Source organism: Thalassotalea marina (assembly GCF_014656435.1).
Taxonomy (GTDB): domain Bacteria; phylum Pseudomonadota; class Gammaproteobacteria; order Enterobacterales; family Alteromonadaceae; genus Thalassotalea_C; species Thalassotalea_C marina.
Genome location: NZ_BNCK01000001.1, coordinates 221,937 through 245,404, shown reverse-complemented (window position 1 = coordinate 245,404; position 23,468 = coordinate 221,937). Strand labels below are relative to the sequence as shown.

The window sequence follows — 23,468 nt, the reverse complement described above, 5'->3', positions numbered from 1 at the left end:
ATTAACAGCGAAAAGTCATCCAATTAAAAAAGGGCCTCTATGGCCCTTTTTTAATTTTAGTATTGGCAGCTTAACTGCCTGCAACTTGCATTTGTTCAACTAAAATAGAACCAGTGCGAATAGCGCCGCGCACATCAAAGTCGCTACCGACTGATACTATATTTTTAAACATATCGGCTAAATTGCCGGCGATAGTTACCTCAGATACAGGGTATTGAATCTGACCATTTTCAACCCAGAAGCCTGCAGCACCACGTGAATAGTCGCCGTTAACAACATTAACGCCCTGCCCCATTAGCTCTGTTACCAATAAACCAGTTCCTAACGCTTTTAACATTTGCTCAAAGTCACCGCCATTAGCAGAAACAACCCAGTTGTGAATTCCACCGGCATGACCTGTTGTTTGTAAACCTAACTTACGAGCAGAATAACTGGTAAGTAGGTAGGTCTCTAGGCAACCATTAACAATAATATCTCTGTCTTTTGTTGCGACACCTTCACTATCAAATGCACTACTGGCTAGCCCTTTCTTGATATGTGGTAACTCGTTGATGGTTAAAAACTCAGGGAAGATTTGCTGACCAATTGCATCAAGTAAAAATGATGATTTTCGATACAAATTGCCACCGCTTATCGCTGCTATCAAATGCCCCCAAAAAGTATTGGCGATATCGGAATGAAACATCACGGGTACTTTACAAGTATTAATTTTTCGAGCATTTAATCGCGATAAAACTTCACGAGCTGCCTTTTGACCAATCTCAACAGGTGCTTTTAACAACTCAAAATCACGATTTACGGCATAGTCGTAATCGCGCTGCATGTCGTCGCCTTCTTGAGCAATCATCACACAACTTAGGCTGTGCCTAGAACTCGGATAGCCGACAAGTTGTCCGTGGGTATTACCATATACTTTAAAGCCTTCAAAGCTTGCCAATGTTGCGCCGTCTGAGTTTGTGATGCGAGCATCAGCTTTAAGCCCCGCTTCTTCACATTCAGTGGCAATAGCGATTGCTTGGTCAGTAGAAAGTGCCTTGGGGTGGTATAGATCTAAATCAGGTGGATTTTTTGCTAATAGTTCTGCATCAGCTAAACCAGAACATTGATCAACAGAGGTATATTTAGCGATATTTATCGCCGCCTGAACCGCTTGGTGCAAAGCCTTTTCCGATAGATCAGCTGTCGACGCGCTGCCTTTTCTACCTTGCTGATAAACGGTAATTCCTAAAGCACCGTCACTGGTAAACTCAACGGTTTCTACTTCACCTAACCGTGTTGAGACGCTTAATCCTTGTTGACGACTCATGGCAACCTCTGCACCATCAGCCCCTATCGACTTAGCCAGTGTTAATACCTCACTGACTCGTTGTTCTACCTGCTTCATTTGTTCAGGAATACTATTCGTTTCACTCATCCAGTAAAATACTCTATTTATTGCGACAACAACCGCACATGGACGCTAGTGGCCTGTTAGTGCTTGTTGTATACTATACACAAATTGATGTTAATTTAGTTATTATGCCTGACTATAACCACGATATCGACGAATTCGATGAAGATTATAAAAGTAAATCTGAAATAAAGCGTGAAATGCTTGCGCTACAAGATTTTGCTTACAAATTAGTTAAATTGTCAAAAGCTGAGCGTGCCAAAGTTCCGTTTACTGAAGAACTACTAGAGGCACTCGTATTAGCTGACAAAATTAAAAATAAGCCTGAAGCATTGCGTCGTCATGTACGCTTTATGTCAAAGGTACTATTAGAAACTGACATGGATCCTATAAACCATGCATTAGATGTAATGGCAAACAAGCACCAGCAAGATACAACTAAGTTTCATCTATTAGAAGTAAAACGCGATGCTTTAATTGCCAACGGTAATGCTGAAATAGAATCCACACTTGATGAATATCCTGCTATGGAACGTCAAAAGCTAAGACAACTTGTTAGACAAGCAAGTAAAGAAGTAAAAGCCGATGCCAAAGGCAAATACTACAAAGAGTTGTTTGCTTACATCAAGCAGTTCGCTCAATAAAGGTCAATTTATACAATAAATAAACGCCCTAATGGGCGTTTTTTTTACAGCGTAAAGTAATTGGCAAAGACTTTATAGAGCTCAGTTCCCTGATTTACACTAGCCGAAGCAAAGTGCAGTATTGGGATCACGGGTTCTTCAAGCGATAAATAGTGTAGCGGTTCACCGTCACCATAATTATCCATGCGCAGAATTCTTGCCAATGGCTCACCTGGTGCTAACGGTTCACCAAATTCTGCTAAATAATCTACCATGCCGCCCATCGGGGAGTAATACGCTTTATAGTCTTTTAAATAACACGCGTATCGAGTCATTGACTGTGGTTGAAAATCATTTGAGTCAATCACCCCTTTATAAGATAAGTAACTTAAAATACTTTTTGCATCTTCTAATGCCACATCTAAGTCAATCTGCTCTTGAGAGCCCAATTCTACCGTAAAGCTTTCTTTATTTAGGTGTTCAGCACTAATCGAAAAATTAATGCCTAATTCAGCAAACGCTTCTTGTAATTGCCACCAAGGACAAAAGGTCGCTTCATCTAAAGCACCAGCAAAATCATTCGGTATTAATAAAGTATGTGGAATATCAAAATACGAAGCACTTTCTTGTGCATATTCAGGACAGTACAAGTGCTTACTTGAGATAGGCCCAGTGTGCAAATCAAGCACAATATCGGCTTGATGTGCTAAACGCTGCAACTGATAGGCAATACGTTGACCCGTTGTTAAGCCATAATTATTGTGATCAAGTTTCTTTTCGATGCTATTAATCATCAATGCCTTGAAGTTTTGCTCAATCGTTTTATCGTCTTGACCAATGCTTTTACGAACAAAAGGTTTGATAATATCTGCATCAAAATGATACATGCGATTCCAGTTAACACCGGTGATCGGATCAAATCGTCCTAAGGTATATTCACCATTTTTATGGTTGCAGCCGACAGGGTTAGCATATGGCACGAGTGTAATATCACCGTTAACTTTTATTTCTCTAAGTAGTTCAAGTAATTGAAATATTACGGCATTACCTTGTACTTCAGCACCATGCATATTTGCCTGTATATATACACTTCGACCACCCGTTTCGCCTTTAATACGGTATACAGGTACGGTTAATGCTGCGCCGCTGGCCATTTCACCAACATGCATCACTTCTTTCGTAAAATTTGTCATAAAATTCTCTTAAAATTAGGCTAAATACCAATCGGCAGATCGTGCAGGTCTTTTTTCAATCATCTGCCCTTGCTGAAAAATATACTCTGCAGGTAATTGATGGCATAAGAAAAACGGCATGCTTTCGGTAAAGCCATACGCCCCTACATAGCCAAATATCAGTTGGTCGCCAACATTAACATCCGTTGGCAAAGGTAAATGACCTAGTTTATCCATACTGGTGCACAACGGGCCGTGCAAATCAAAATGACTCTGCTCTTGAGCTGAATATCTAACCATTCGCACTGGAAAAGGTTGCTCGGTAATTGCTGGGCGGATCAGGTGATTAATACCTGCAGCAAGTACTAATTGCTGCTGAGTAAAGTTGGCTTTTTTATCTACAACATTTGTCACGTAATAACCGCATGAGGCAACAGCAAATCGGCCTAATTCGAGCCATAACTCATCAACCTTGGCTTTGGCTTTAATGTCGGCAAGATCATGCACTATGGTTTGCCAGCAAAGTGCTTGATCCTGCTCTAGATAGTCAATACCTAAACCACCACCAAGGTCTAGCACTTTTAGGGTCATTCCTATGTTGTTTGCTAAACCAACAAGAGGTTCTATCATTTGCTGCCACAAATCATACATTTTTGCATTAGACAACATATTGCCCCACTGGAAAATATGTAGGCCTATTAATTCTAAATGAGGATAATCATGAACCTTGATATCTTGCCAAGCAGATACTGACATGCCAAATGGAGTTACTTGGTTGCCCCCCAAAGGATTTTTCTCACCTTCTGGCCATTGCAATTGTACACGCAACAACACCTGAGGTTTAAAACCAAGTTCCGCTGCTGCTTGCTCTAACCAAATTAACTGGTTAGGGCTTTCAACAACAAAAGTATTTACCCCTTTAATCAAGAACTCTTTAAGTTGAGCTCTCGATTTGGCAGGGCCAGTATTTAAAATGCGTTCGGGTGCTATGCCTTGCTTCAACACCTGATTTAACTCACCACTACTGGCAACATCAAATTGTATTCCTGCATCATTAACCGTTTGAATGATAGACGATAAAGGATTGGCCTTTACCGCATACCACAGCTTAATGACACTTTGTTTTTGTAGTGCATCTAAGTGTTGTTTTAGCGCATCAAGATCATAAACAAAGTAAGCTAATTCATTTTCATTAGTAGGTTGATGTTGCTCAACCGCGTCAACTAAATGTTGATTAGCAGTAAATTGTTGATACCAGTTAGCTGGTGTATAAGCGGACATAGCGACCTCAAATTAACGTAATAGTGTTTCTAGCGTTAACGACGCATCGCTTTGTTCGTCGCGATATTTAACAATCAAAGCACACGCCATATTCAAACCATTTGCTTGTGCCCAATCACCAGAGACAGGACGAGTACCAGGTACAACAACAGCTCTTTCTGGAATATCAGCGCCTTTTTCAAGCATGACTTGGTTCACACAGTCGTATACAGGAACCGATGCTGATAAAGTAACACCTGGCGCTAACACTGCACCTTTGCGAACAACAATACCTTCAACAACAACGACGCCAGCACCTAAAAATGCATCATCTTCTATAATGACTGGGCTTGCACCAACTGGCTCCAATACACCACCAATTTGAACAGCAGCCGAAACATGGACATTTTTTCCAATTTGCGCACAAGAACCAATTAAGGCATGACTATCAACCATAGTGCCTGAATCAACATAAGCACCCACATTGATGTAAGCTGGTGGCATAATGATGACACCTGACGATACATATGCACCAGTTCGTACAGACGAGCCCCCCGGCACCATTCTGACGCCATGAGATGGTTCAAATTGTCTTGCAGGTAAATTATGTTTATCTACAAAGCCTTGGTATATACCGTCAAATGCGATATTTTCACCTGCTTTAAACGACGCTAAAATCGCTTCTTTTACTTCAACATTAGCATGCCACTGACCATTGTCGTCTCTGTTTGCCGCTCTAACGGTACCTGCTTCTAATTGTGCTAAAGTTTCTTGCCAACTCACTACTCTCATACTCCAAGATCTTGTCAACGCTTAAAAAAGCGTACAGCAATCAACCAACTATTTTGGGGTTGATGCAAATTTCATGTTGTAAGGAGAACTTAGGACTTTTGCATGACATTGACTCACCAACTTATTGGCAAGTTTGCAGACAAAGACCAGAAGCTCTCCACCTAAAAAGGTGACAATTGCAGGGATTCAACCTCTACAACCGACAATAACGTCATCAAATACATTATTGCCTCGGCGTTATACTCCCTCGTTAATGATCGTCAGAGTTTGATCTCTTCCCATTAACTACCTAGTTAACGCACCTCTTCTGGCCCTAGATCAGTTAGCAGCGCCGATTGGGCTGCTAACCTAGAATAGGGACGACAGTATTAGAACATTTATTCTAATCATCTGCAAGCATGTACATTGTTTGAAAGAAGGGTGTAGCTTGACGCCACTAAACTTTATAGGTGAGGATTTAAAGTTTGCTCGTTGACTTGCAAAGCGTTGAAATCATGTTGTGACTTAACAGCTAGATCTATTAGTGCTTTTTCAATAATAAACAGTCTATCTTGCCCCCAACAACAGGTATCGTTGAGTTTAAAACAGGGCACGCCCCAAAGGCCTAAAGCAGACAATTCTCGTAAATATTTTTCTGACCATAGTTGCCAGTCATGTGACTCTTGGTAAGTCATTGCCTTTTGGTAGTCAATCCCTACCTGCTCACATATATCTAATACAACGGATTGTCTAGCCAAGTCCAAATCTCTTACGTATATCGCCTCAAAGGCACTTTCGATTAACTCTTGTGCTTTTCCTTTAAGTTCAGCATAGGCAAAAAGTTGATAGCAATTTACAACACCTTGGCCAGTCGGCTCGTTAAAGGAGGAAAATGGTATTCCCGCCGACTTTGCTTCTCGTAAAACGTCTTTATAGGTGTAGCGCTGTTTGCTTATTGGGACTTTTAATCCTCTCATAACTAACGGAACAACAGGTTTTAGCTTTACTTTTATTTGAAATTGATTGGCCAATTTTAGTGCTTTGACCAGTCCCAAATAAGAATATGGACTACGCAATGATAAATACACTTCGAGTACAGGTAAATCATCCATATTCATGATTTGACCAGAGATATCGCCTGACTTTGTGCCGTATCTTTGTGCGAGGTTATTTTTATTTAACTTCAGCGCAGTTAATTGTTGCTCCAAATACTTCAAGCGCTCTACACCAGTGAACCATACACCAGCAAAGTGCAAAGTAGCTGGCAGATAATGACCCTTTTTTAATAATCGCTGTTGATTTTTAACTTGGAAGTTAATGACTGGAGTTGATGGCTGAATAATTTCATCAATAGCGTTGCTCCATACACGATTAAAAATATCTAACGCACCAGAAACATCTTTTACTGTTAATTGCCACAGTTGTTGACCTGCAATTAAACCATGATGGCGAGGATACTGACTTTGAGCATTTAATCCAAAATACGCTGCCAATTCTTGCGCATCTTTTAATGCCCAAAACTGCATTAATTTAGGTGATAGAGTAAAACCAGGTACTGATTCGTAAACTAGAAAAAGCTTAAAGTTGACATTGTAACGCATGGAAAGATCATTTATCGCTTGAACAAGCAAGTAACTGTGTGGATCGCGCAATGCTAGATACACGTCAACACTAGGGGCAGAGCCGACAATTCGTGAAATAGTTAAACACATAGTGTTTAAACACGACTGTCTGAAATCGCTACGCAGCCACCAGTTTTTTACTTTAACAAGCCAGTTGCTAATAACGATTCCCTCATTTGTGTGTATTGTATCGTTGGTACCGACATCAATATTCGGTAGAATACTCGCTAATTATGACACATTATCAGGGATTTTCCTTGTTCCCCGGATAACAGAGCACCCTACAGTTATGAGCCTAACCAATTTAAGCCAAGTCTTATTACGTAACGATGATTTATTAATTGCTAACTTTCCATTGTTAATTAATATGCCTGACGACAACTTTGCCAGTGAACTTAATCGTCTAAAATCTGATAATAACGTCACCTTTTTTGATACCCATTTTGGCAACCATTTACAGCGTAAAAAATTTACCTTTGCGAACGCCGTCTTTACCGCATGCTACGAAACTAAATTAAAGCATGACTTAGTGATAATGACGTTTCCAAAAAGTAAAAAAGAGTTAGCCTTCACTTTAGCTATGGTAGCCCCCAAGCTGGCTGATAACGCTCGCATATTAGTGATAGGTGAGAACAAAAGCGGCATAAAATCATTAGATAAGTTAGTCAAAGATCAAGCGACGTATGTCACTAAAATAGATTCAGCTCGTCATTGTATTTTGTTTGAAATGGCATTAAACCATCAAATGCCATTTGACCTTCAAACTTGGTTTTCAACTTACACGTTTAACCATCAGGAAATTCAATGCAAAATTGCCGCTTTACCTGGTGTATTTAGTCAAGCCAAGCTTGATAAAGGCACCGAAGTTCTTTTTGATGTTTTACCTGATGATATCAACGGAAAAGTCCTCGACTTTGGTACTGGTGCTGGTGTAATTGCAACTTTAATTGGTAAGAAGTTTCCAACGACAGAATTGCATTTGGCAGACGTCAGTGCATTAGCGTTAGCCTCAGCGGAAAAATCACTAGCGCTAAATGGGTTATCTGGAAATGTTTTCGCCACTGACAGCATGTCTAATATTCGAGGTAATTTCGACACAGTAATCACTAACCCGCCGTTTCATCAAGGCTTAAAAACCCACTATGCTGCTACAGAAACTTTTCTCAAACAAATTGCTCAGTTTGTTAATGTGAGAGGGAAAATGTTGGTAGTCGCAAACAGTTTTTTAAGCTACGAGCCTTTGATGCGTAACAATTTTTCACAAATATGCAGGCTAATTGAGAAAAAAGGTTTTACCGTCTATCGAGCTGATAAAAAATAAAAACCAAAGCAATTGTTGCAATCTAGCCAATTTTTGACAATTATCCCTTATAGACATAATAAAATTAATAGAGTTTATGCAGTCAAACGCCAATATAAAATCAATACGCAGACCGATTCTCTACACCGTAGTCGGGTTTGTATCGATATTTATTTTATTAGCGCTTTTATATATTGCACAAACCTTCATCGAAGAATCTAAACAGCAAGTTGAACAAAATACTAAACAATGGGCACAATATATTGCCACTCTTAGTATCGAAGATATCAAAGATGAACAAGATGCATTGCTGTCACAAAAGCTTCAGAAACTGCAAGTAAATCAATCTATATTAGTTATCGATGTTTACAAAAAGTTTTCAACAGACGATAGGTTTCGATTTTTTGCTGGCTATGATTATTTAAAAAATATCAGGGTGCCAACTGATGGCGATCCCAACCTAGAATTGGCCAAACATTCAATCCCCACCTTTGACGGCGATATTGTTAAGTTTGCCACCCCAATTAAAGATAATGAGCAGCAAATAGGGTTTGTTTATTTAGAAATAGATTCGCATTCAGGGTTGTCGTTTAGTAATCACCTATTGCTCATTTTTATTGTTTTATTCTTTATATTAGTTTCGGCAGTTACTTTTATTAGCCTGCGTTTAGAAAGCCTTTTTGCATCACCACTTCAAGAGCTTAGTGCCGATATATTAAAAATATCACAAACAAAAGATTACAGTTTGCGCATCCGCAGCATGCCCTATAAAGAAGCCGATCTGTTATCAAGAAATATAAACAACCTACTTACTAGAACTGAGCGTCATGTTACCCAATTAGGCTTAGCAGAGCAGCAAAGTCTAGAGTTAAATATTGAACTTGAAGATAAAGTCGCTAGTAGAACTGCCGCACTTAAAGAGTCAAATCAAGAGTTGCTTTCAACATTGGAAAAGTTACATCAGTTTCAGGACCAGCTTGTTGAAAGTGAAAAAATGGCCTCTTTGGGCGATATGGTTGCAGGGGTTGCCCATGAAGTAAATACGCCAATTGGGTTAGGTGTTACCGCTTCAACACTACTCGCTGATCGTCTAAATGAAGTTAAACAAGCATTTGAAGATAAATCGTTAAAATCGAGTCAACTTAAGCGCTTTTTAACCGAAGGTGAAGAAAATGTTGGCATTATCTATCGTAATCTTAAGCGCGCAGCAGAGCTTATTTCCAGTTTCAAAAAAGTAGCGGTAGATCAGTCTAGCGAAGATTTTAGGCGCTTTAACTTTGCAGAACTTCTCAAAGAAATTTTGTTGACCTTAGCACCACAAATTAAAAACACACCTTACCAAATCCATTTCGATTGTGATGAAGATTTGATGGTAGTGAGTAAACCTGGACCAATCAATCAAATTTTAATCAATTTAATATTAAACTCCATTATCCATGGCTTTGATAAACGCGATCATGGAACCATAGAATTAAAAGTCATGAGATTAGGTGAACAACTTAATATTATTTACAAAGATGATGGTATGGGTATACCCGCTAGCGTCAAAGATAAAGTGTTTGAACCCTTTACGACCACTAAACGTGGCGAAGGTGGCAGTGGTCTAGGCTTGCATTTAGTCTATAATTTAGTAACTCAAGCACTGGGTGGTAACATAAAGCTAGAAAGCTCTTCAGGCAAAGGCACCACGTTTGAAATTAATTTTCCAATTAGCGAGCAGTTATTGTAGCTTAGCTCTCCAGTAATTAAGGAATTGAAACAATTAGTGGTTTTGCTAATTGTCTTTTCAAACTAGGTTAAGTAACATGTTGACCATAGGCTTTATAGAATGGCTAATGTCTAAAGCGAACTGTTATAAGACACGTTAAAAAGCACAATTTTAGAATAACGATATCACGCAGAAAGCGTTAATTTGGAAACTTGAGCATGCAAAAACCTCATATACTCATTGTAGAAGACGAAGAAGTCACACGTTTTAATTTGCGAAACCTTTTTGAAGCTGAAGGTTACACTGTTTCAGAAGCAATTAATGGTGACGCAATGGAACAGCAGCTCAAAAACAACACCATTAATTTAGTGATCATGGATATCAATTTACCTGGCAAAAATGGATTATTGCTAGCAAGAGAGTTAACCAACAACAGTGATTTAGGTCTTATCTTTTTAACAGGTCGAGACAGCGACATTGACAAAATCTTAGGCTTAGAAATAGGTGCTGACGATTACTTAACTAAGCCCTTTAACCCTCGTGAATTAACTATCCGCGCTCGTAACATATTAAATAGAATCACCCAAGGCAGAACGGATCTTGATAATGCGGTTGTTAAGTTTAATGGCTGGACATTAGATGGTAACTCTAGACAAATGACATCACCTTCCAATGATGTTGTTTCTATCCCTCGCGGAGAATATCGAGCGCTTAGATTGTTAATTGCTAATGCGGGGCAGATTGTTACTCGACAACAACTAATCAAAGAAATGACCGGTCGTGACTTACGCTCAAATGATAGAACTGTAGATGTTACTATCAGAAGGTTGCGAAAACATTTTGAACTGATTGACGATAAATTAGAGCTGATTAATACCATTCATGGCGAAGGGTATCGTTTTGTTGGTTCGGTTGAATCATAACAAAACTAATGTCACTCACTTGAGTGATTTAAAAAGAATCAAACATAACAAAGGCTAGAAACTTCTAGCCTTTGTTTTTTCAGCTGTTGCAATCTTAATGTTTATCCAAGCCAAGTGTTAAAGCTCGCAATAGCTTCATTATTCAAACGTTGAAGATTGGTAAAATGCTCTTGTCGCTGTGCCCAAGGGACCTCAGACTTTTCAATATCAACAAGTAACCCGTGAACTTGTACTAATCCTACACTACCTGCAGCCCCTTTCATTTTATGACATTTATCACGCCATTCATTTTTATCTTGAGCTATTAAAGTTGATTGGATTTCAGTTAAATAAATTTCAGATTGCTGTGTATACAGAGTTAACATTTGTTGCACAACGTCACGTCCAAGATTATCGAGATACCCATTGAGTAACTGTAAATCTAACTGTATTTCATGTTCCATGATCAGACCTTCTTCCTATTTAATATTTTTGCATTGTATCACAACAATTTAATTAAAGATTTGACTTACTTAGTGTTTTATTAATGTACATAAGTACAAAAAGAATAGTTAAATCCAAATAAACACCTAAAAAATGAGCTAATTTCTTAAACACGCAAAGGTATTAAATTTAGCACTTAGAGTGACTACCTTTTACCGCTAATCCTTTCTCATGATGCTTTATGACTCTGGTTAAACTGCAAAATCTCGACGGACTGACTAACCTTTAACAGCACTAGATAAGCCCTTTACCTTGTTATTATTGATTTTGGACTAAATTTACTTCAAAATAGCCGCCCTTTCTACCTAGTGAAGTTAAGTTGCTTTGTTTTGGTAGTTAATGTTTAAAATTTAATTCAACCATGCGTTATGACTGAAGTTAGGGAAAGCCTAGCCCTTTACATAGCCGCTCATACCGGAGTTTCCATGTCACCCATAATGCCTGATATTGCCAACCATACCACTGCCCAAACTGAAGGTACGCTCGACTGGGTGGGGATGAGCAATATAGAAATGCCAATTATGATCTCATCTCAAGATGAATCACCACGCATGGTCTCAGCTTATGTCGATGCATTTGTTAATTTAAAAGAGCCACAAGCAAAAGGCATTCACATGTCTCGTTTGTATTTGCTGCTTGATGATCTTTCAACGAGCAATGAGTTAAACTATCAAAGCATTGTAAGCTTATTAGACGGCTTTATTAGTAGTCATCAAGAGTTGAGCGATAACGCCAAAGTTGTATTTAAGTTTGACTACCATTTGCGTAGAAAATCACTCATTAGTGGTAAAGAAGGCTGGAAAGCTTATCCAATTACCATCACAGGCAGAGTAAACAAAGGTGAAGTTAGTATAGAATTAGCGTTAGATATGCGTTACTCATCTACCTGTCCATGCTCAGCGGCACTTGCTAGACAACTAATACAACGCTCTTTCACAGAGAAGTTTACCCAAGAAGACGTTAACTTTGAACAAGTCCACGAATGGCTTGGTACGACCGAGGGGATTGTTGCAACACCACACAGCCAACGTTCGGTAGCAGAGATAAAAGTTAAGCTTAATGCTAATTTAACTGAATTCCCAATTAAGTACTTAGTAGATTTAACTGAAGGTGCCTTAAAAACACCAGTACAAGCTGCAGTAAAACGAGAAGATGAACAAGAGTTTGCTCGTCTAAATGGCCAAAACCTAATGTTTTGTGAAGATGCAGCAAGAAAGCTTCAACATGCAATGAATCAGGAAAATAAGTTTGACGATTTCTGGCTTAAAATAAATCATCTTGAATCTCTCCATGCTCATGATGCAGTGAGTATTACAACAAAAGGGATTGAAGGTGGTTACCAGCCTTAAAACTTTTTAAATCCCAAAACAAAAAAACCAGCTTTTAGCTGGTTTTTTTGTTTATAGGCGCACCTCGTCATTCAATTAACCACGCACTCTCAACGCCCACAGTGAATAATTAGTGAATAATAACACTTCTTATTTGAGATCACTTCGTTTTTCACAAATATGTAATAAAATTACAAATTGACTATACAACTTACCTTGAACCCGCTTAAACAAGGAACACCATCGCTCAAACAATAATCCAAAAATCATAAAAAACCTAATAAAAAACAAACATAACCCATTATTTTCAAACACTTACGTACAATGTAAAATTATTACGAGCAAAAGCTCTATTTTTATTGACCTTTAAGTTCTTTGCGTTTAATGTAATCAGTTCCCTTTGGGCAAAAACAGAGTAATTATGCAAAAAAGGCATAGTATTATTCTAAAAACAACTCTGTTTCCGGAAAGGTAGTTATTTTTAGGAGAAACAAACATGCAGCTTTATGATCCCAACTATCAAAAAGACAATTGCGGATTTGGTTTAATAGCTCACCAATACGGTGAAACCAGTCATAAGCTCGTTAAGACAGCCATTTCTGCATTAGATAGAATGCAACACCGCGGTGGTATTAATGCTGATGGCAAAACCGGCGATGGTTGTGGATTATTGATGCAAAAGCCGGACAGCTTTTTTAGAGCAGTAGCTGAAGAAAATAATTGGAAGCTTGGACGAAAATACGCTGTCGGTATGATTTTTTTAAACCCTGATCCTGTGATCGCGGCTAAATCAAAACAGATTTTAGAGCAAGAACTTGCACAAGAAACATTAACAATAGTTGGTTGGCGACAAGTTCCCACTGATCAATCTATTTTAGGGGATATTGCAGCCAGCAATATGCCGACAATAGAGCAAATTTTTGTTGATGCGCCTCCGGGCTGGAGAAATAGAGACTTAGAGCGTCGGTTATACATGGCCAGACGTCGTGCAGAAAAACACATTGAAGATGAAAAGTTTTACATCGCTAGCTTATCTTGTTTAGTGACAATCTATAAAGGCTTGATGATGCCTGCCGATCTGCCAAACTTTTATTTGGATTTAGCAGATATTCGTATGCAAACCGCTATTTGTGTATTTCATCAGCGTTTTTCGACAAACACCTCTCCACAGTGGCATTTAGCTCAACCTTTTAGATATTTAGCTCATAATGGTGAAATAAATACCATTAAAGGCAACCGACAATGGGCCAGAGCAAGAACTTACAGATTTAAATCTCCATTATTGCCTGACCTACACGATGCGGCACCATTTGTTAACGAAAGTGGCTCAGATTCATCGTCACTAGATAATATGCTGGAATTATTCTTAGCAGGTGGTATGGACTTGTTTCGTGCGATGCGATTACTCGTGCCTCCTGCTTGGCAAAACAGTCCATTAATGGATGATGATCTAAAAGCATTTTATGAGTTTAACTCGATGCATATGGAGCCTTGGGATGGTCCAGCGGGCATAGTAATGACAAACGGTCGTCATGTTGCATGTAACTTAGATAGAAACGGTTTGCGCCCTGCTCGTTATGTCATCACCCGAGATGGCTTTATAACACTAGCCTCTGAAGTTGGTATTTGGGATTACGGCGAAGATGAAGTTGTCGAAAAAGGACGTGTTGGTCCTGGAGAGATGTTAGCCATTGATACCTACAATGGTAAAGTATTTAGCTCTACAGATATTGATAATGACCTAAAAGTTAGACACCCATACCGCGAATGGTTAAATACCAACATTCGTCGTTTGGTTCCTTTTGATAAATTACCAGCTGAGTTAATTGGCCAACGGGTATTTAACGATAAAGAAATGGCGCAATACCACAAGCTATTTAATTATAGCTATGAAGAGATTCAACAAGTGGTTAAAACCCTAGCCGAAAATGGACAGGAAGCTACAGGCTCTATGGGAGATGATACCCCAATGGCCGTGTTGTCTAGTCAGCCAAGAACCTTGTATGACTACTTCCGACAACAGTTTGCCCAAGTTACTAACCCACCTATCGATCCTTTGCGTGAACGCTATGTAATGTCACTGGGGACGTGTATAGGACGTGAACATAACGTATTTAATGAAACAACTGGGCACGCCGATCGAATTTTGTTTGAAACACCAATTTTAATGTATACGGGGTTAAAACAGTTAAGAGAGCTCGATCCAGATCACTATCGCAGTGCAACCCTATCGCTCAATTATCTACCAGAAGAAGGCTTGCAAGCGGCAATTGTACGCTTATGTGATGAAGCAGTAGATCAAGTCCGCAATAAAAATACCGTAATCTTGGTGCTTTCTGATCGTAAAGTTAGCAAAGAACTATTACCTATTCCTGCCGCGATGGCTGTAGGTGCTGTTCAAAAACGTTTAGTTGACGAACAGCTGAGATGTGATTCAAATATTATCGTTGAAACTGCCTCGGCGCGTGATTCTCACCAATTTGCTGTATTACTTGGCCTAGGTGCAACAGCAATTTATCCTTATTTAGCATTTGAAACTATTGAACAACTCGTTGAACAAGGACAAATTGAGTTAAGTGCAAGAGAAGCGGTCACTAATTATCGCAATGGTATCAACAAAGGTTTACTGAAAATCTTGTCTAAAATGGGTATTTCAACCATTGCTAGTTACCGATGTGCTGGACTTTTTGAAGTCATAGGCTTGCATGAAAACATCATGAAATTGTGTTTTCCAGATCTTCCTAGCCGCATCCAAGGCGCCGACTTTGAAGACATAGAGCAAGATAATATTAATTTAGCTAGAAAAGCTTTTTTACCACATCAGAAACTCAATCACGGCGGTTTATTAAAATATGTTCATGGTGGTGAATACCATGCATATAACCCTGATGTAGTTAGTACGTTACAACAAGCAGTGCGTAGTGGTGACTACGGCGAATATCGCGTATTTGCCGACACGGTAAATAACCGCCCTGTTGCCACTTTGCGTGATTTGCTAGCACTAAAATCTGGAAACAATGCAATTTCTATTGATCAAGTTGAAACTGAAGCTGATTTGTTTAAACGCTTCGATAGTGCAGCGATGTCAATTGGCGCATTGAGCCCTGAAGCGCACGAAGCGCTTGCTATTGCCATGAACCGGTTAGGTGGTTTTTCTAACTCAGGTGAAGGTGGTGAAGATGAACGTCGTTTTGGTACAGTGAAAAACTCACGAATCAAACAAATTGCCTCTGGGCGATTTGGCGTAACACCTCACTATTTGGTTAATGCAGACGTTCTGCAAATTAAAGTAGCGCAAGGTGCAAAACCCGGTGAAGGTGGTCAGTTACCTGGCGATAAGGTTACCCCATTAATTGCCAAGTTACGTTTTTCTGTCCCTGGCGTGACCTTAATTTCACCTCCGCCACATCACGATATCTATTCTATTGAAGATTTGGCGCAGCTAATTTTCGACTTAAAGCAAGTTAATCCAACTGCAGTCATTTCTGTCAAATTAGTATCGGGCCCAGGTGTAGGTACTATTGCATCAGGCGTAGCTAAAGCATATGCCGACTTTATTACTATTTCAGGTTACGACGGCGGTACCGGTGCGAGTCCATTAACCTCGGTAAAATACGCAGGTTGTCCGTGGGAGTTAGGTCTTGCTGAAGCGCATCAGTCACTAGTGAGTAACGGGCTGCGTCATAAAGTAAGACTACAAGTTGATGGTGGTTTGAAAACAGGTCTCGATATTGTCAAAGCAGCAATTTTAGGTGCTGAAAGTTTTGGTTTTGGTACAGCCCCTATGGTGACTTTAGGTTGTAAATTCTTACGTATATGTCACTTAAATAACTGTGCAACAGGTGTTGCTACACAAGATGATGTGTTGAGAGAGCAATTTTTTAAAGGCTTGCCAGAGCAGGTAATGAACTACTTTAAGTTTATTGCACAAGATGTTAGAGAAATACTTGCAGAGTTAGGTGTTGAAAGCCTTACCGCGATTATTGGTAGAACAGATCTGCTAGAACCACTTGCAGGTATAAGTGCCAAACAGCAAAAGCTCGATTTAAGTCCAATTATAGCTCCTGTTAAAGCTCCACAAGGATCAGCTTTATATCAAACTCAAGCAAACAATCCTTTTGACGAAGGTAAATTAAACCAACAAATACTAGCAGCAGCCAAAAACGCAGTTGCACTAAGTACTGGTGGTGAATTTAGATTCAACATTAAAAACGTTGATCGCTCTGTTGGCGCTACCCTATCAGGAGAAATTGCACGCCATCATGGTGACCAAGGCATGGCAAGTCAGCCAATTAAAATTAATCTAACAGGTACGGCAGGCCAAAGTTTTGGTGTATGGAATGCTGGCGGCTTAGAGTTAACCTTAACCGGTGATGCCAATGACTATGTCGGTAAAGGAATGACCGGCGGTAGAATCACCATCAAGCCACCTAAGGGTACAGCTTACAAAAGCCATGAAACAATGATTGCTGGCAACACGTGTTTATACGGTGCAACCGGTGGGCATTTGTATGCATGTGGTCGCGCGGGTGAACGTTTTGCCGTGCGCAACTCAGGTTGCCAAGCCGTTGTTGAAGGCACCGGTGATCATGCCTGTGAATACATGACTGGCGGTATTGTCACTATTCTTGGACAGGTTGGCGTAAACTTTGGTGCAGGTATGACTGGCGGCTTTGCTTATGTACTGGATGAAGCTGACGATTTTAACGTCCGTATGAATGACGAATCTATCGAAATGTTATCGGTTACCGAATATAACATTCATATGGAGCATTTACGCGGCATCATTAGCCAGCATTTTGAACAAACTGGCAGCTTGAGAGCTCAAGACATTCTCAATAATTTTGAGTATTACGCACCAATGTTCAAACTAGTTAAACCTAAAGCGACAGACGTAAAAACACTACTTGGCCACCGTAGTCGCTCATCTGCTGAACTTCGCGTTCAAGCGCAATAACGAACGCGAGAGGAAGATTTATTATGAGTAAAAACGTATATCAATTTATCGATGTGAAACGAATTGATCCGCCTAAAAAACCAATTGAAGAAAGAAAAATAGATTTTGTTGAAATCTATAATCCACTTGGAGCGGAGCAAAGTGCGGGTCAAGCAGATAGATGTCTTGATTGTGGCAACCCTTATTGTGAGTGGAAGTGCCCTGTTCACAATTATATTCCTCAGTGGCTCGAGTTGGTTACAGAAGGGAAAATATTTGAAGCCGCTGACTTATGTCATCAAACTAATAGTTTGCCAGAAATGTGCGGCCGCGTATGTCCACAAGATAGATTATGTGAATCAGTTTGTACCTTAAATGATGAGTTTGGCGCAGTCACTATCGGAAATATTGAAAAATACATAACCGATACTGCATTTGCTCAAGGTTGGAAACCAGATTTATCTGATGTTACACCAACAGGTAAAAAAGTCGCCATTGTCGGTGCAGGCCCTGCGGGATTAGCTTGTGCGGATGTATTAACTCGTCATGGTGTTGACTGTGTTGTTTATGACAAGCATCAGGAAATTGGTGGTTTATTAACTTTTGGTATTCCATCATTTAAGCTTGAAAAAGAGGTGATCAAAACACGACGAGCCATTTTTGAAGACATGGGAATAGAATTTAGGCTCAATACTAATGTCGGTGTCGATATAGAATTTTCAGCACTGACCAGCGACTACGATGCGGTATTTCTAGCCATGGGCACCTATACCGATATGGCAGGCGGTTTTGAGCATGAGTCAGCCCCTGGTGTATACAATGCTCTCGACTTTTTAATTGGTAATAAACAACACATCATGGGCATTAGCGATGGTGCAAAACCGTATGTAAGTTTTGCCGGCAAAAAGGTCGTTGTTTTAGGTGGTGGCGATACCGCGATGGACTGTGTTAGAACATCTATTCGTCAAGGAGCCTCCCATGTTACCTGTGCGTATCGACGCGATGAAGCTAATATGCCAGGGTCACCTCGTGAAGTGCAAAACGCCAAAGAAGAAGGTGTCAACTTTGCGTTCAACATTCAGCCACTTGATATCGTTGTTAATAACAATGGCCAAGCGACTGGCGTTAGGTTTGTAAAAACACAGCTAGGTGCTGCAGATTCTGCTGGACGCCGTCGCCCAGAGCCAATTGAAGGCAGTGAGTTTGTTATGGAAGCGGATGCCGTCGTGATAGCTTTTGGTTTTCTACCAAGCCCGCCAAAATGGATGCAAGATGCCGGTGTCGAACTTGACGAGAAAGGTCGTGTACTCGCTTCTGCTAACAGCGAGTTTGCATTACAAACTACTGCAAGTAACGTCTTTGCAGGTGGTGATATGGTATTGGGTTCAGACTTAGTTGTTACCGCGATCGATCAAGGAAGAAAAGCTGCCTTAGGTATTTTAGATTACGTATTAAGTTAACCTCAGCTTCGCATAAACAATGCGTTTCTAGGTGCTATTTTTACTGACTTCTGCGTTATTTTGAAGCGAAATAGCTAGCTATTCCTGCTGCTAAATGCCTTGAATTCAGACAAAAATATCGACCTAGAAAATTAAGAGACAGCTAACTTATTGTTTTCTTAGATTTAGCACTATTTCTTATACAAACCTGAGGATAAGTTATTCTAATTTCAATTCCAAAAAGTATGAAGGTGGCAATAGGCAATTGCCACCTTTTTTGTTAAATTCATCTGTAATAAATCTTCAATTAACGCTTATTGAACTCGATTGATGTTCTGACATTTAATTTAACAATACTAATTACGTATGCTTAAAAATTTTTATCTACACTGCTTGATGTTAGTCACAGGGCTATGCTCCTTTCATAGCCTTGCATCACATAAATTTGAAAACATTAGCAACGTATCCCATTTTCAAATTGAAGTGGTAACTGAGCTATTAGAGCCATATCAAATCGAAAATCCTGACGGAACATTAAGTGGCTTTTCAACTGAAGTTGTTCATGCCTTATTTAAAAAAGCGCAAAGCCGAGCTAATATTCGCGTATTACCTTGGGCGCGAGCCTATGAAATAGCTCGCTCTACTCCCAATATAATGATCTACTCTATTGCTCATACTGAAGTAAGAGATCCTTTATTTCATTGGGTCGGAAGTTTAAAAAAAGAAAAGTTATATTTTTGGGGGTTAAAATCTAAATTCCCTGACAACATCGACGATATTGAAAAGTTAAAAGCTGAAAAAATTGCTGCCTCTCGCTTTTCTAATGTGGCTCAATACCTTCAAGCAAACAACTTTAAAAATATCTATGAATTAATCAAAGAAGACCAGAATATGCTGATGTTGTATCGTGGCCGAGTTGATCTCATCGTCGCCACAGAACTAACGTTAAAAACCCGCGCCCAAAAGCTCGGTTTAGATTTTAATAAAATGAAAAAAATTAAAGAAGTGACTGAGCTGAATAACGACTTAAGTATTGCATTTAGCAAAGAAACCAAGCCCAATGTTGTTAGCCATTTTAGACAGGCGTTTGACGCCATCAAGCGTGATGGCGTCATCGAGCAAATCAAAAATAAATGGAATATCCAATAACCCAATTACGATGTAAGTTTACTTACAATGGCGGCTAATTCTTGGTTAAGTTCTTGATTTACCAATTTTGCTTCATCTGAATTAAAGTTGTCATAAAAGCTTGGTACTGATAAAGAGCCCTTTACCTCACCATCGAAATACGGTGCTGAATTTACTGCTGACGCTAGAACACTCGCAGCACCGCCAGGTCCTGGAGACGTAGCCAACATAATCATAGGCTTATTCTGAAAAACTTTTGTATTAATTCTTGAAGCCCAATCAAAGACATTTTTATAAGCAACAGTATAAGAACCATTGTGTTCAGCAAATGAAATTATTATCGCGTCTGCTTGTTCAATGCGAGCTAAAAAGTCTTTTGCTAACTGCGGATGGCCTATTGCCTCCTCTTTATCTTGACTAAATAAAGGCATTTCAAATTCGTTTAAATCAAGCACATCTACGTCGGCTTGAGGTACCAAATTAGCAGCATACACGGCCAGTTGTTTGTTAATGGATTTGCTACTGCTTGTTGCGCCAAATGCTAAAATTTTCATGTCTGACTCCAAATAGTGTTTGACTTGATGTGTTCATAGTACTGACAAACGCCCTTTAAATTAAGCCATAATTTATCACAACATTATTTCCATTTGACGCACAATAAAAAGAAAACCTCAGCAATTAATACTTATATGCAAACAATAAAAATAAACTACAAGCTGTACTAGACTATCAATTTAAATATTTTAACTCTGGATACAAGGAGTTAATTGACGACTTATTTCGTGTGCAGGAGCTGGTTTGTGAAAGTAATATCCTTGACCATACATACAATCCATTTGTTCTAATAGTTTAGCGTCTGAAGCATTTTCAATGCCTTCCCCTACCGTGCCCATTTGCAAATTAGTTGCTAAGTCAATGATGGTTTTAATTATTGCCTGATGATTATTGTGTTCATGGATATTGTTAATAAAAGAGCGGTCAATTTTTAACACATCGAGTGGAAATCTATGCAAATAACTTAAACTTGAATACCCTGTACCAAAGTCATCAAGTAATATTTTTACACCAAGCTGCTTTAATGCTGTCATATTCGCTAGCACAATATCGCTATTTTCCAATAACGCTCTTTCAGTTAACTCGACTCTTAAGTGTTTTGCTGGAAGTCCTACTCTTTCAAGCATGTTTTCAATTTCTTGAGGCAGGCTAGCGTCAAAGAAGTGATTACTATATAAGTTACAGCTGACATAAAGTGATGAATGCCCAAACTCAGCTAACCAGTGTTTTAATTGGCGGCAAGACTTTTCTATAATTTGCATGTCTATCGCCATGATCAAGTTAGTTTCTTCCGCCAAAGAAATAAAATTATTGGGCATCACAAAGCCACGTTTGTCACTTTTCCATCGAGCAAGTGCTTCGAAGCCAACGATTTCCTGATCGGATAAACGAACAATCGGCTGAAAATAAGGGACAAACTCTTGCTTAGCAATCGCCTCTCGGATATCCGCTTCGAGGATCATCGCACTTTGCACTTTTTTATGCATGCTCGAATCAAACACCTCATAGCGCCCCTTACCCATATCTTTGGCGTGATACATTGCAATATCAGCATCTCGCAACATAACTTCAGCGCTGGTGTACCTTTCATCATTAAATAATACGCCAATACTGGTACCAATAAACACGGGCTGATTTTCTATACTAAAAGGTCGGCTTAAAAAGTCGGTAATACGCTGGGCAATATCATAGGCTTCTTGCTGACTCTCTAGATCTTCAATTAAAATCACAAATTCATCACCGCCCAACCTAGCCACAGTGTCTTTTGAACGTACAAGTTGTTCTAAGCCAATCGCAACCTGTTTAAGCAGTTCATCACCAGCATGATGACCTAAGCTGTCGTTAACAACTTTAAAGCGATCTAAGTCGAGGAATAACACAGCAAATTGGAATTCTGGTTTACGTGTAAAGCAAGCAATTGCATGATTTAATAAATCCAAGAACACCGAACGATTAGGCAACCCTGTCAGCGCATCATGAGAAGCTGCATGTTTAAGCTTTTCCTGCATTGCCTTACGTTGTTTAATCTCTTCTTCTAATTCTGCAGTGCGCAACTTGACCTGTTGCTCTAAAAGCTCTTGTGTTTGCTTTTCAAATAGCGCTAAATCACGCCTTTTTATTGCCGTAGAAACATGCTGTGAAACGAAGTTTAATAGTTCAGCATCTTGCTGGCTAAAAATTACATTGGCTTGGTAACTCTGGATAACCATGGCACCAATAACTTCGCCTGCATGCACCAAAGGAACACCGAGCCAAGATTTGGTCTGTGTCTGAGGCTTAAGAGTAAGTCCTTGTTGATATAAGTCATTCATCTTTTGAGGATCAAGAAGCAAAGTCTTTTTATTACTGATGACTAACTCAGTAAATCCTTTACCGAATTTCCTCGGCTGGTATTTTTGCGCTACATTTTCCGATTCTCTTTCAGAGTAATAGGAAAAATACAGCATATTGTCTGCACGGTTGTGGCGAGCAATAAAAAAGTTCTCTGCGTTAATCAGTTGACCAACAATGTTGTGTACCATTTCATAGAACTTGTTGATATCAATATTTGTGTCGCTGGTAAGCTCAGAAATACGAAAGAGTGATTCTTGTAATAACTCGGATTTTTCACGTTCACGAATCTGTTGCATTAACTCGCGAGTTCTTGCATCAACTGCTTTTTGCAAACGATCTCTATCTTGCAATCTGGCCATCGCTGTGACGATATGCTGCGCGGTAAAAGTGAGCATTTCTAAGTCGTCGTCGATATAGCGAGTGGTTTCGCTGTAGCTTTGTACCGCCATAATACCAATTACAAAGCCATCGCTTATCAAAGGTACCCCTAACCAGTCAGTCCCCGCAGTACCTTTTTGTTTTATAATGCCTTCGTCTTTCAATGCTTGCATTTTCTCTGGCGTAACAAGCAAAGGTTTGCCCTGCTCAATGACATGACAGGTCATTGTGCCTTTAAAATCTTCGTAGGGAAAAGGCGTGCTCGGCATCGTATCGTTTTCATCAACGTGATAAACGAACTCAAGCGTATTAAAAGTTTGATCATGTAAAACAACATAAAAGTTGTTTGCATTCATAATTGAAGCAATAGCTTGATGAACTTGCCCATAGAAAGTATTCAAGTCTGCGCAATCATGGGATAGTTGATTTAACGTAAAAAGCGCAGTATAGCGAGCTTCAAGCTTGCGATACTTTTCCAGTAACTGTAAAGACTGCTTAGCAAGTTCACTATCCATATGAGACATTTTTCCTGTGTCACTCGAAAACTTCTTAGTCATATCACCACAAATCGTCAGCGAAAAAATCGATTAATAAAGTAACACTAATGTAACAAATTTTA

Annotated in this window: 16 protein-coding genes and 1 riboswitch; of the genes, 8 read left to right on the top strand and 8 right to left on the bottom strand. The window is 39.5% G+C overall.

What is annotated here, in order from left to right; all coding sequences use genetic code 11:
- Positions 1-70 precede the first annotated feature (70 nt).
- Entirely contained in the window at positions 71-1,414 is a 1,344-nt protein-coding gene (gene pmbA, locus IE199_RS01050) for a metalloprotease PmbA (RefSeq protein ID WP_189766866.1), read from the bottom strand.
- 38 nt (positions 1,415-1,452) lie between these two features.
- Between pmbA and yjgA the strand changes: the two genes are divergently transcribed.
- A complete protein-coding gene (gene yjgA, locus IE199_RS01045; RefSeq protein ID WP_229854453.1) occupies positions 1,453-2,034 on the top strand; it encodes a ribosome biogenesis factor YjgA in 582 nt (193 codons plus the stop codon).
- A gap of 44 nt (positions 2,035-2,078) precedes the next feature.
- On the opposite strand, the gene IE199_RS01040 is transcribed toward yjgA, so the two are convergent.
- The 4 genes from IE199_RS01040 to IE199_RS01025 all read right to left on the bottom strand — a co-directional run bounded on the left by IE199_RS01040 (position 2,079) and on the right by IE199_RS01025 (position 6,928).
- A complete protein-coding gene (locus IE199_RS01040) occupies positions 2,079-3,206 on the bottom strand; it encodes a succinylglutamate desuccinylase/aspartoacylase family protein (RefSeq protein WP_189766865.1) in 1,128 nt (375 codons plus the stop codon).
- A gap of 15 nt (positions 3,207-3,221) precedes the next feature.
- A complete protein-coding gene (locus IE199_RS01035) occupies positions 3,222-4,466 on the bottom strand; it encodes a PLP-dependent decarboxylase (RefSeq protein ID WP_189766864.1) in 1,245 nt (414 codons plus the stop codon).
- 12 nt (positions 4,467-4,478) lie between these two features.
- On the bottom strand, positions 4,479-5,228 hold the full coding sequence (locus IE199_RS01030) for a 2,3,4,5-tetrahydropyridine-2,6-dicarboxylate N-succinyltransferase (protein WP_189767287.1): 750 nt from the start codon (positions 5,226-5,228) through the stop codon (positions 4,479-4,481).
- A 151-nt stretch (positions 5,229-5,379) separates the two neighbouring features.
- Positions 5,380-5,552: riboswitch (Lysine riboswitch) on the bottom strand.
- 128 nt (positions 5,553-5,680) lie between these two features.
- Entirely contained in the window at positions 5,681-6,928 is a 1,248-nt protein-coding gene (locus IE199_RS01025) for a DsbA family protein (protein ID WP_189766863.1), read from the bottom strand.
- 199 nt (positions 6,929-7,127) lie between these two features.
- Here IE199_RS01025 and IE199_RS01020 point away from each other — a divergent pair, with 199 nt between their 5' ends.
- The 3 genes from IE199_RS01020 to arcA all read left to right on the top strand — a co-directional run bounded on the left by IE199_RS01020 (position 7,128) and on the right by arcA (position 10,769).
- Positions 7,128-8,159 (top strand): methyltransferase, encoded by a 1,032-nt coding sequence (locus IE199_RS01020; RefSeq protein WP_189766862.1) that lies wholly within the window; start codon positions 7,128-7,130, stop codon positions 8,157-8,159.
- A 76-nt stretch (positions 8,160-8,235) separates the two neighbouring features.
- A complete protein-coding gene (locus IE199_RS01015) occupies positions 8,236-9,867 on the top strand; it encodes a sensor histidine kinase (protein WP_189766861.1) in 1,632 nt (543 codons plus the stop codon).
- Between the two features lie 197 nt (positions 9,868-10,064).
- The gene (gene arcA / locus IE199_RS01010) at positions 10,065-10,769 is read left to right on the top strand and encodes a two-component system response regulator ArcA (RefSeq protein WP_189766860.1); all 705 of its coding nucleotides are present in this window, start codon (positions 10,065-10,067) and stop codon (positions 10,767-10,769) included.
- A gap of 101 nt (positions 10,770-10,870) precedes the next feature.
- Here arcA and IE199_RS01005 read toward each other — a convergent pair whose 3' ends face one another.
- Positions 10,871-11,212, bottom strand: coding sequence for an Hpt domain-containing protein (locus IE199_RS01005; protein WP_189766859.1), 342 nt, complete (start codon positions 11,210-11,212; stop codon positions 10,871-10,873).
- A 465-nt stretch (positions 11,213-11,677) separates the two neighbouring features.
- On the opposite strand from IE199_RS01005, the gene folE2 reads away from it, so the two are divergent.
- The 4 genes from folE2 to IE199_RS00985 all read left to right on the top strand — a co-directional run bounded on the left by folE2 (position 11,678) and on the right by IE199_RS00985 (position 20,104).
- Positions 11,678-12,601 carry a GTP cyclohydrolase FolE2 gene (gene folE2, locus IE199_RS01000; RefSeq protein WP_189766858.1) on the top strand — a complete coding sequence of 308 codons (924 nt, stop codon included), beginning with the start codon at positions 11,678-11,680 and terminating at the stop codon, positions 12,599-12,601.
- A 475-nt stretch (positions 12,602-13,076) separates the two neighbouring features.
- Positions 13,077-17,537, top strand: a complete 4,461-nt coding sequence (gene gltB / locus IE199_RS00995) for a glutamate synthase large subunit (RefSeq protein WP_189766857.1) — start codon at positions 13,077-13,079, stop codon at positions 17,535-17,537.
- 23 nt (positions 17,538-17,560) lie between these two features.
- Positions 17,561-18,976, top strand: coding sequence for a glutamate synthase small subunit GltD family protein (locus IE199_RS00990; protein ID WP_189766856.1), 1,416 nt, complete (start codon positions 17,561-17,563; stop codon positions 18,974-18,976).
- Between the two features lie 345 nt (positions 18,977-19,321).
- Complete coding sequence (locus tag IE199_RS00985) at positions 19,322-20,104, top strand: substrate-binding periplasmic protein (protein WP_189766855.1); 783 nt, start codon at positions 19,322-19,324, stop codon at positions 20,102-20,104.
- 5 nt (positions 20,105-20,109) lie between these two features.
- Here IE199_RS00985 and IE199_RS00980 read toward each other — a convergent pair whose 3' ends face one another.
- Positions 20,110-20,637 (bottom strand): NADPH-dependent FMN reductase, encoded by a 528-nt coding sequence (locus IE199_RS00980; RefSeq protein ID WP_189766854.1) that lies wholly within the window; start codon positions 20,635-20,637, stop codon positions 20,110-20,112.
- 189 nt (positions 20,638-20,826) lie between these two features.
- On the bottom strand, positions 20,827-23,406 hold the full coding sequence (locus tag IE199_RS00975) for a sensor domain-containing phosphodiesterase (protein ID WP_229854451.1): 2,580 nt from the start codon (positions 23,404-23,406) through the stop codon (positions 20,827-20,829).
- Positions 23,407-23,468: the final 62 nt, after the last annotated feature.

Coding starts and splice junctions, on each gene's coding strand:
- IE199_RS01005 (WP_189766859.1), bottom strand. CDS start 11,212: ATGGAACATGAAATACAGTTAGATTTACAGTTACTCAATGGGTATCTC.
- IE199_RS00985 (WP_189766855.1), top strand. CDS start 19,322: ATGCTTAAAAATTTTTATCTACACTGCTTGATGTTAGTCACAGGGCTA.
- IE199_RS00975 (WP_229854451.1), bottom strand. CDS start 23,406: ATGACTAAGAAGTTTTCGAGTGACACAGGAAAAATGTCTCATATGGAT.
- folE2 (WP_189766858.1), top strand. CDS start 11,678: ATGTCACCCATAATGCCTGATATTGCCAACCATACCACTGCCCAAACT.
- IE199_RS01035 (WP_189766864.1), bottom strand. CDS start 4,466: ATGTCCGCTTATACACCAGCTAACTGGTATCAACAATTTACTGCTAAT.
- IE199_RS01020 (WP_189766862.1), top strand. CDS start 7,128: ATGAGCCTAACCAATTTAAGCCAAGTCTTATTACGTAACGATGATTTA.
- gltB (WP_189766857.1), top strand. CDS start 13,077: ATGCAGCTTTATGATCCCAACTATCAAAAAGACAATTGCGGATTTGGT.
- arcA (WP_189766860.1), top strand. CDS start 10,065: ATGCAAAAACCTCATATACTCATTGTAGAAGACGAAGAAGTCACACGT.
- yjgA (WP_229854453.1), top strand. CDS start 1,453: ATGGACGCTAGTGGCCTGTTAGTGCTTGTTGTATACTATACACAAATT.
- IE199_RS00980 (WP_189766854.1), bottom strand. CDS start 20,637: ATGAAAATTTTAGCATTTGGCGCAACAAGCAGTAGCAAATCCATTAAC.
- IE199_RS01040 (WP_189766865.1), bottom strand. CDS start 3,206: ATGACAAATTTTACGAAAGAAGTGATGCATGTTGGTGAAATGGCCAGC.
- pmbA (WP_189766866.1), bottom strand. CDS start 1,414: ATGAGTGAAACGAATAGTATTCCTGAACAAATGAAGCAGGTAGAACAA.
- IE199_RS00990 (WP_189766856.1), top strand. CDS start 17,561: ATGAGTAAAAACGTATATCAATTTATCGATGTGAAACGAATTGATCCG.
- IE199_RS01015 (WP_189766861.1), top strand. CDS start 8,236: ATGCAGTCAAACGCCAATATAAAATCAATACGCAGACCGATTCTCTAC.
- IE199_RS01025 (WP_189766863.1), bottom strand. CDS start 6,928: ATGTGTTTAACTATTTCACGAATTGTCGGCTCTGCCCCTAGTGTTGAC.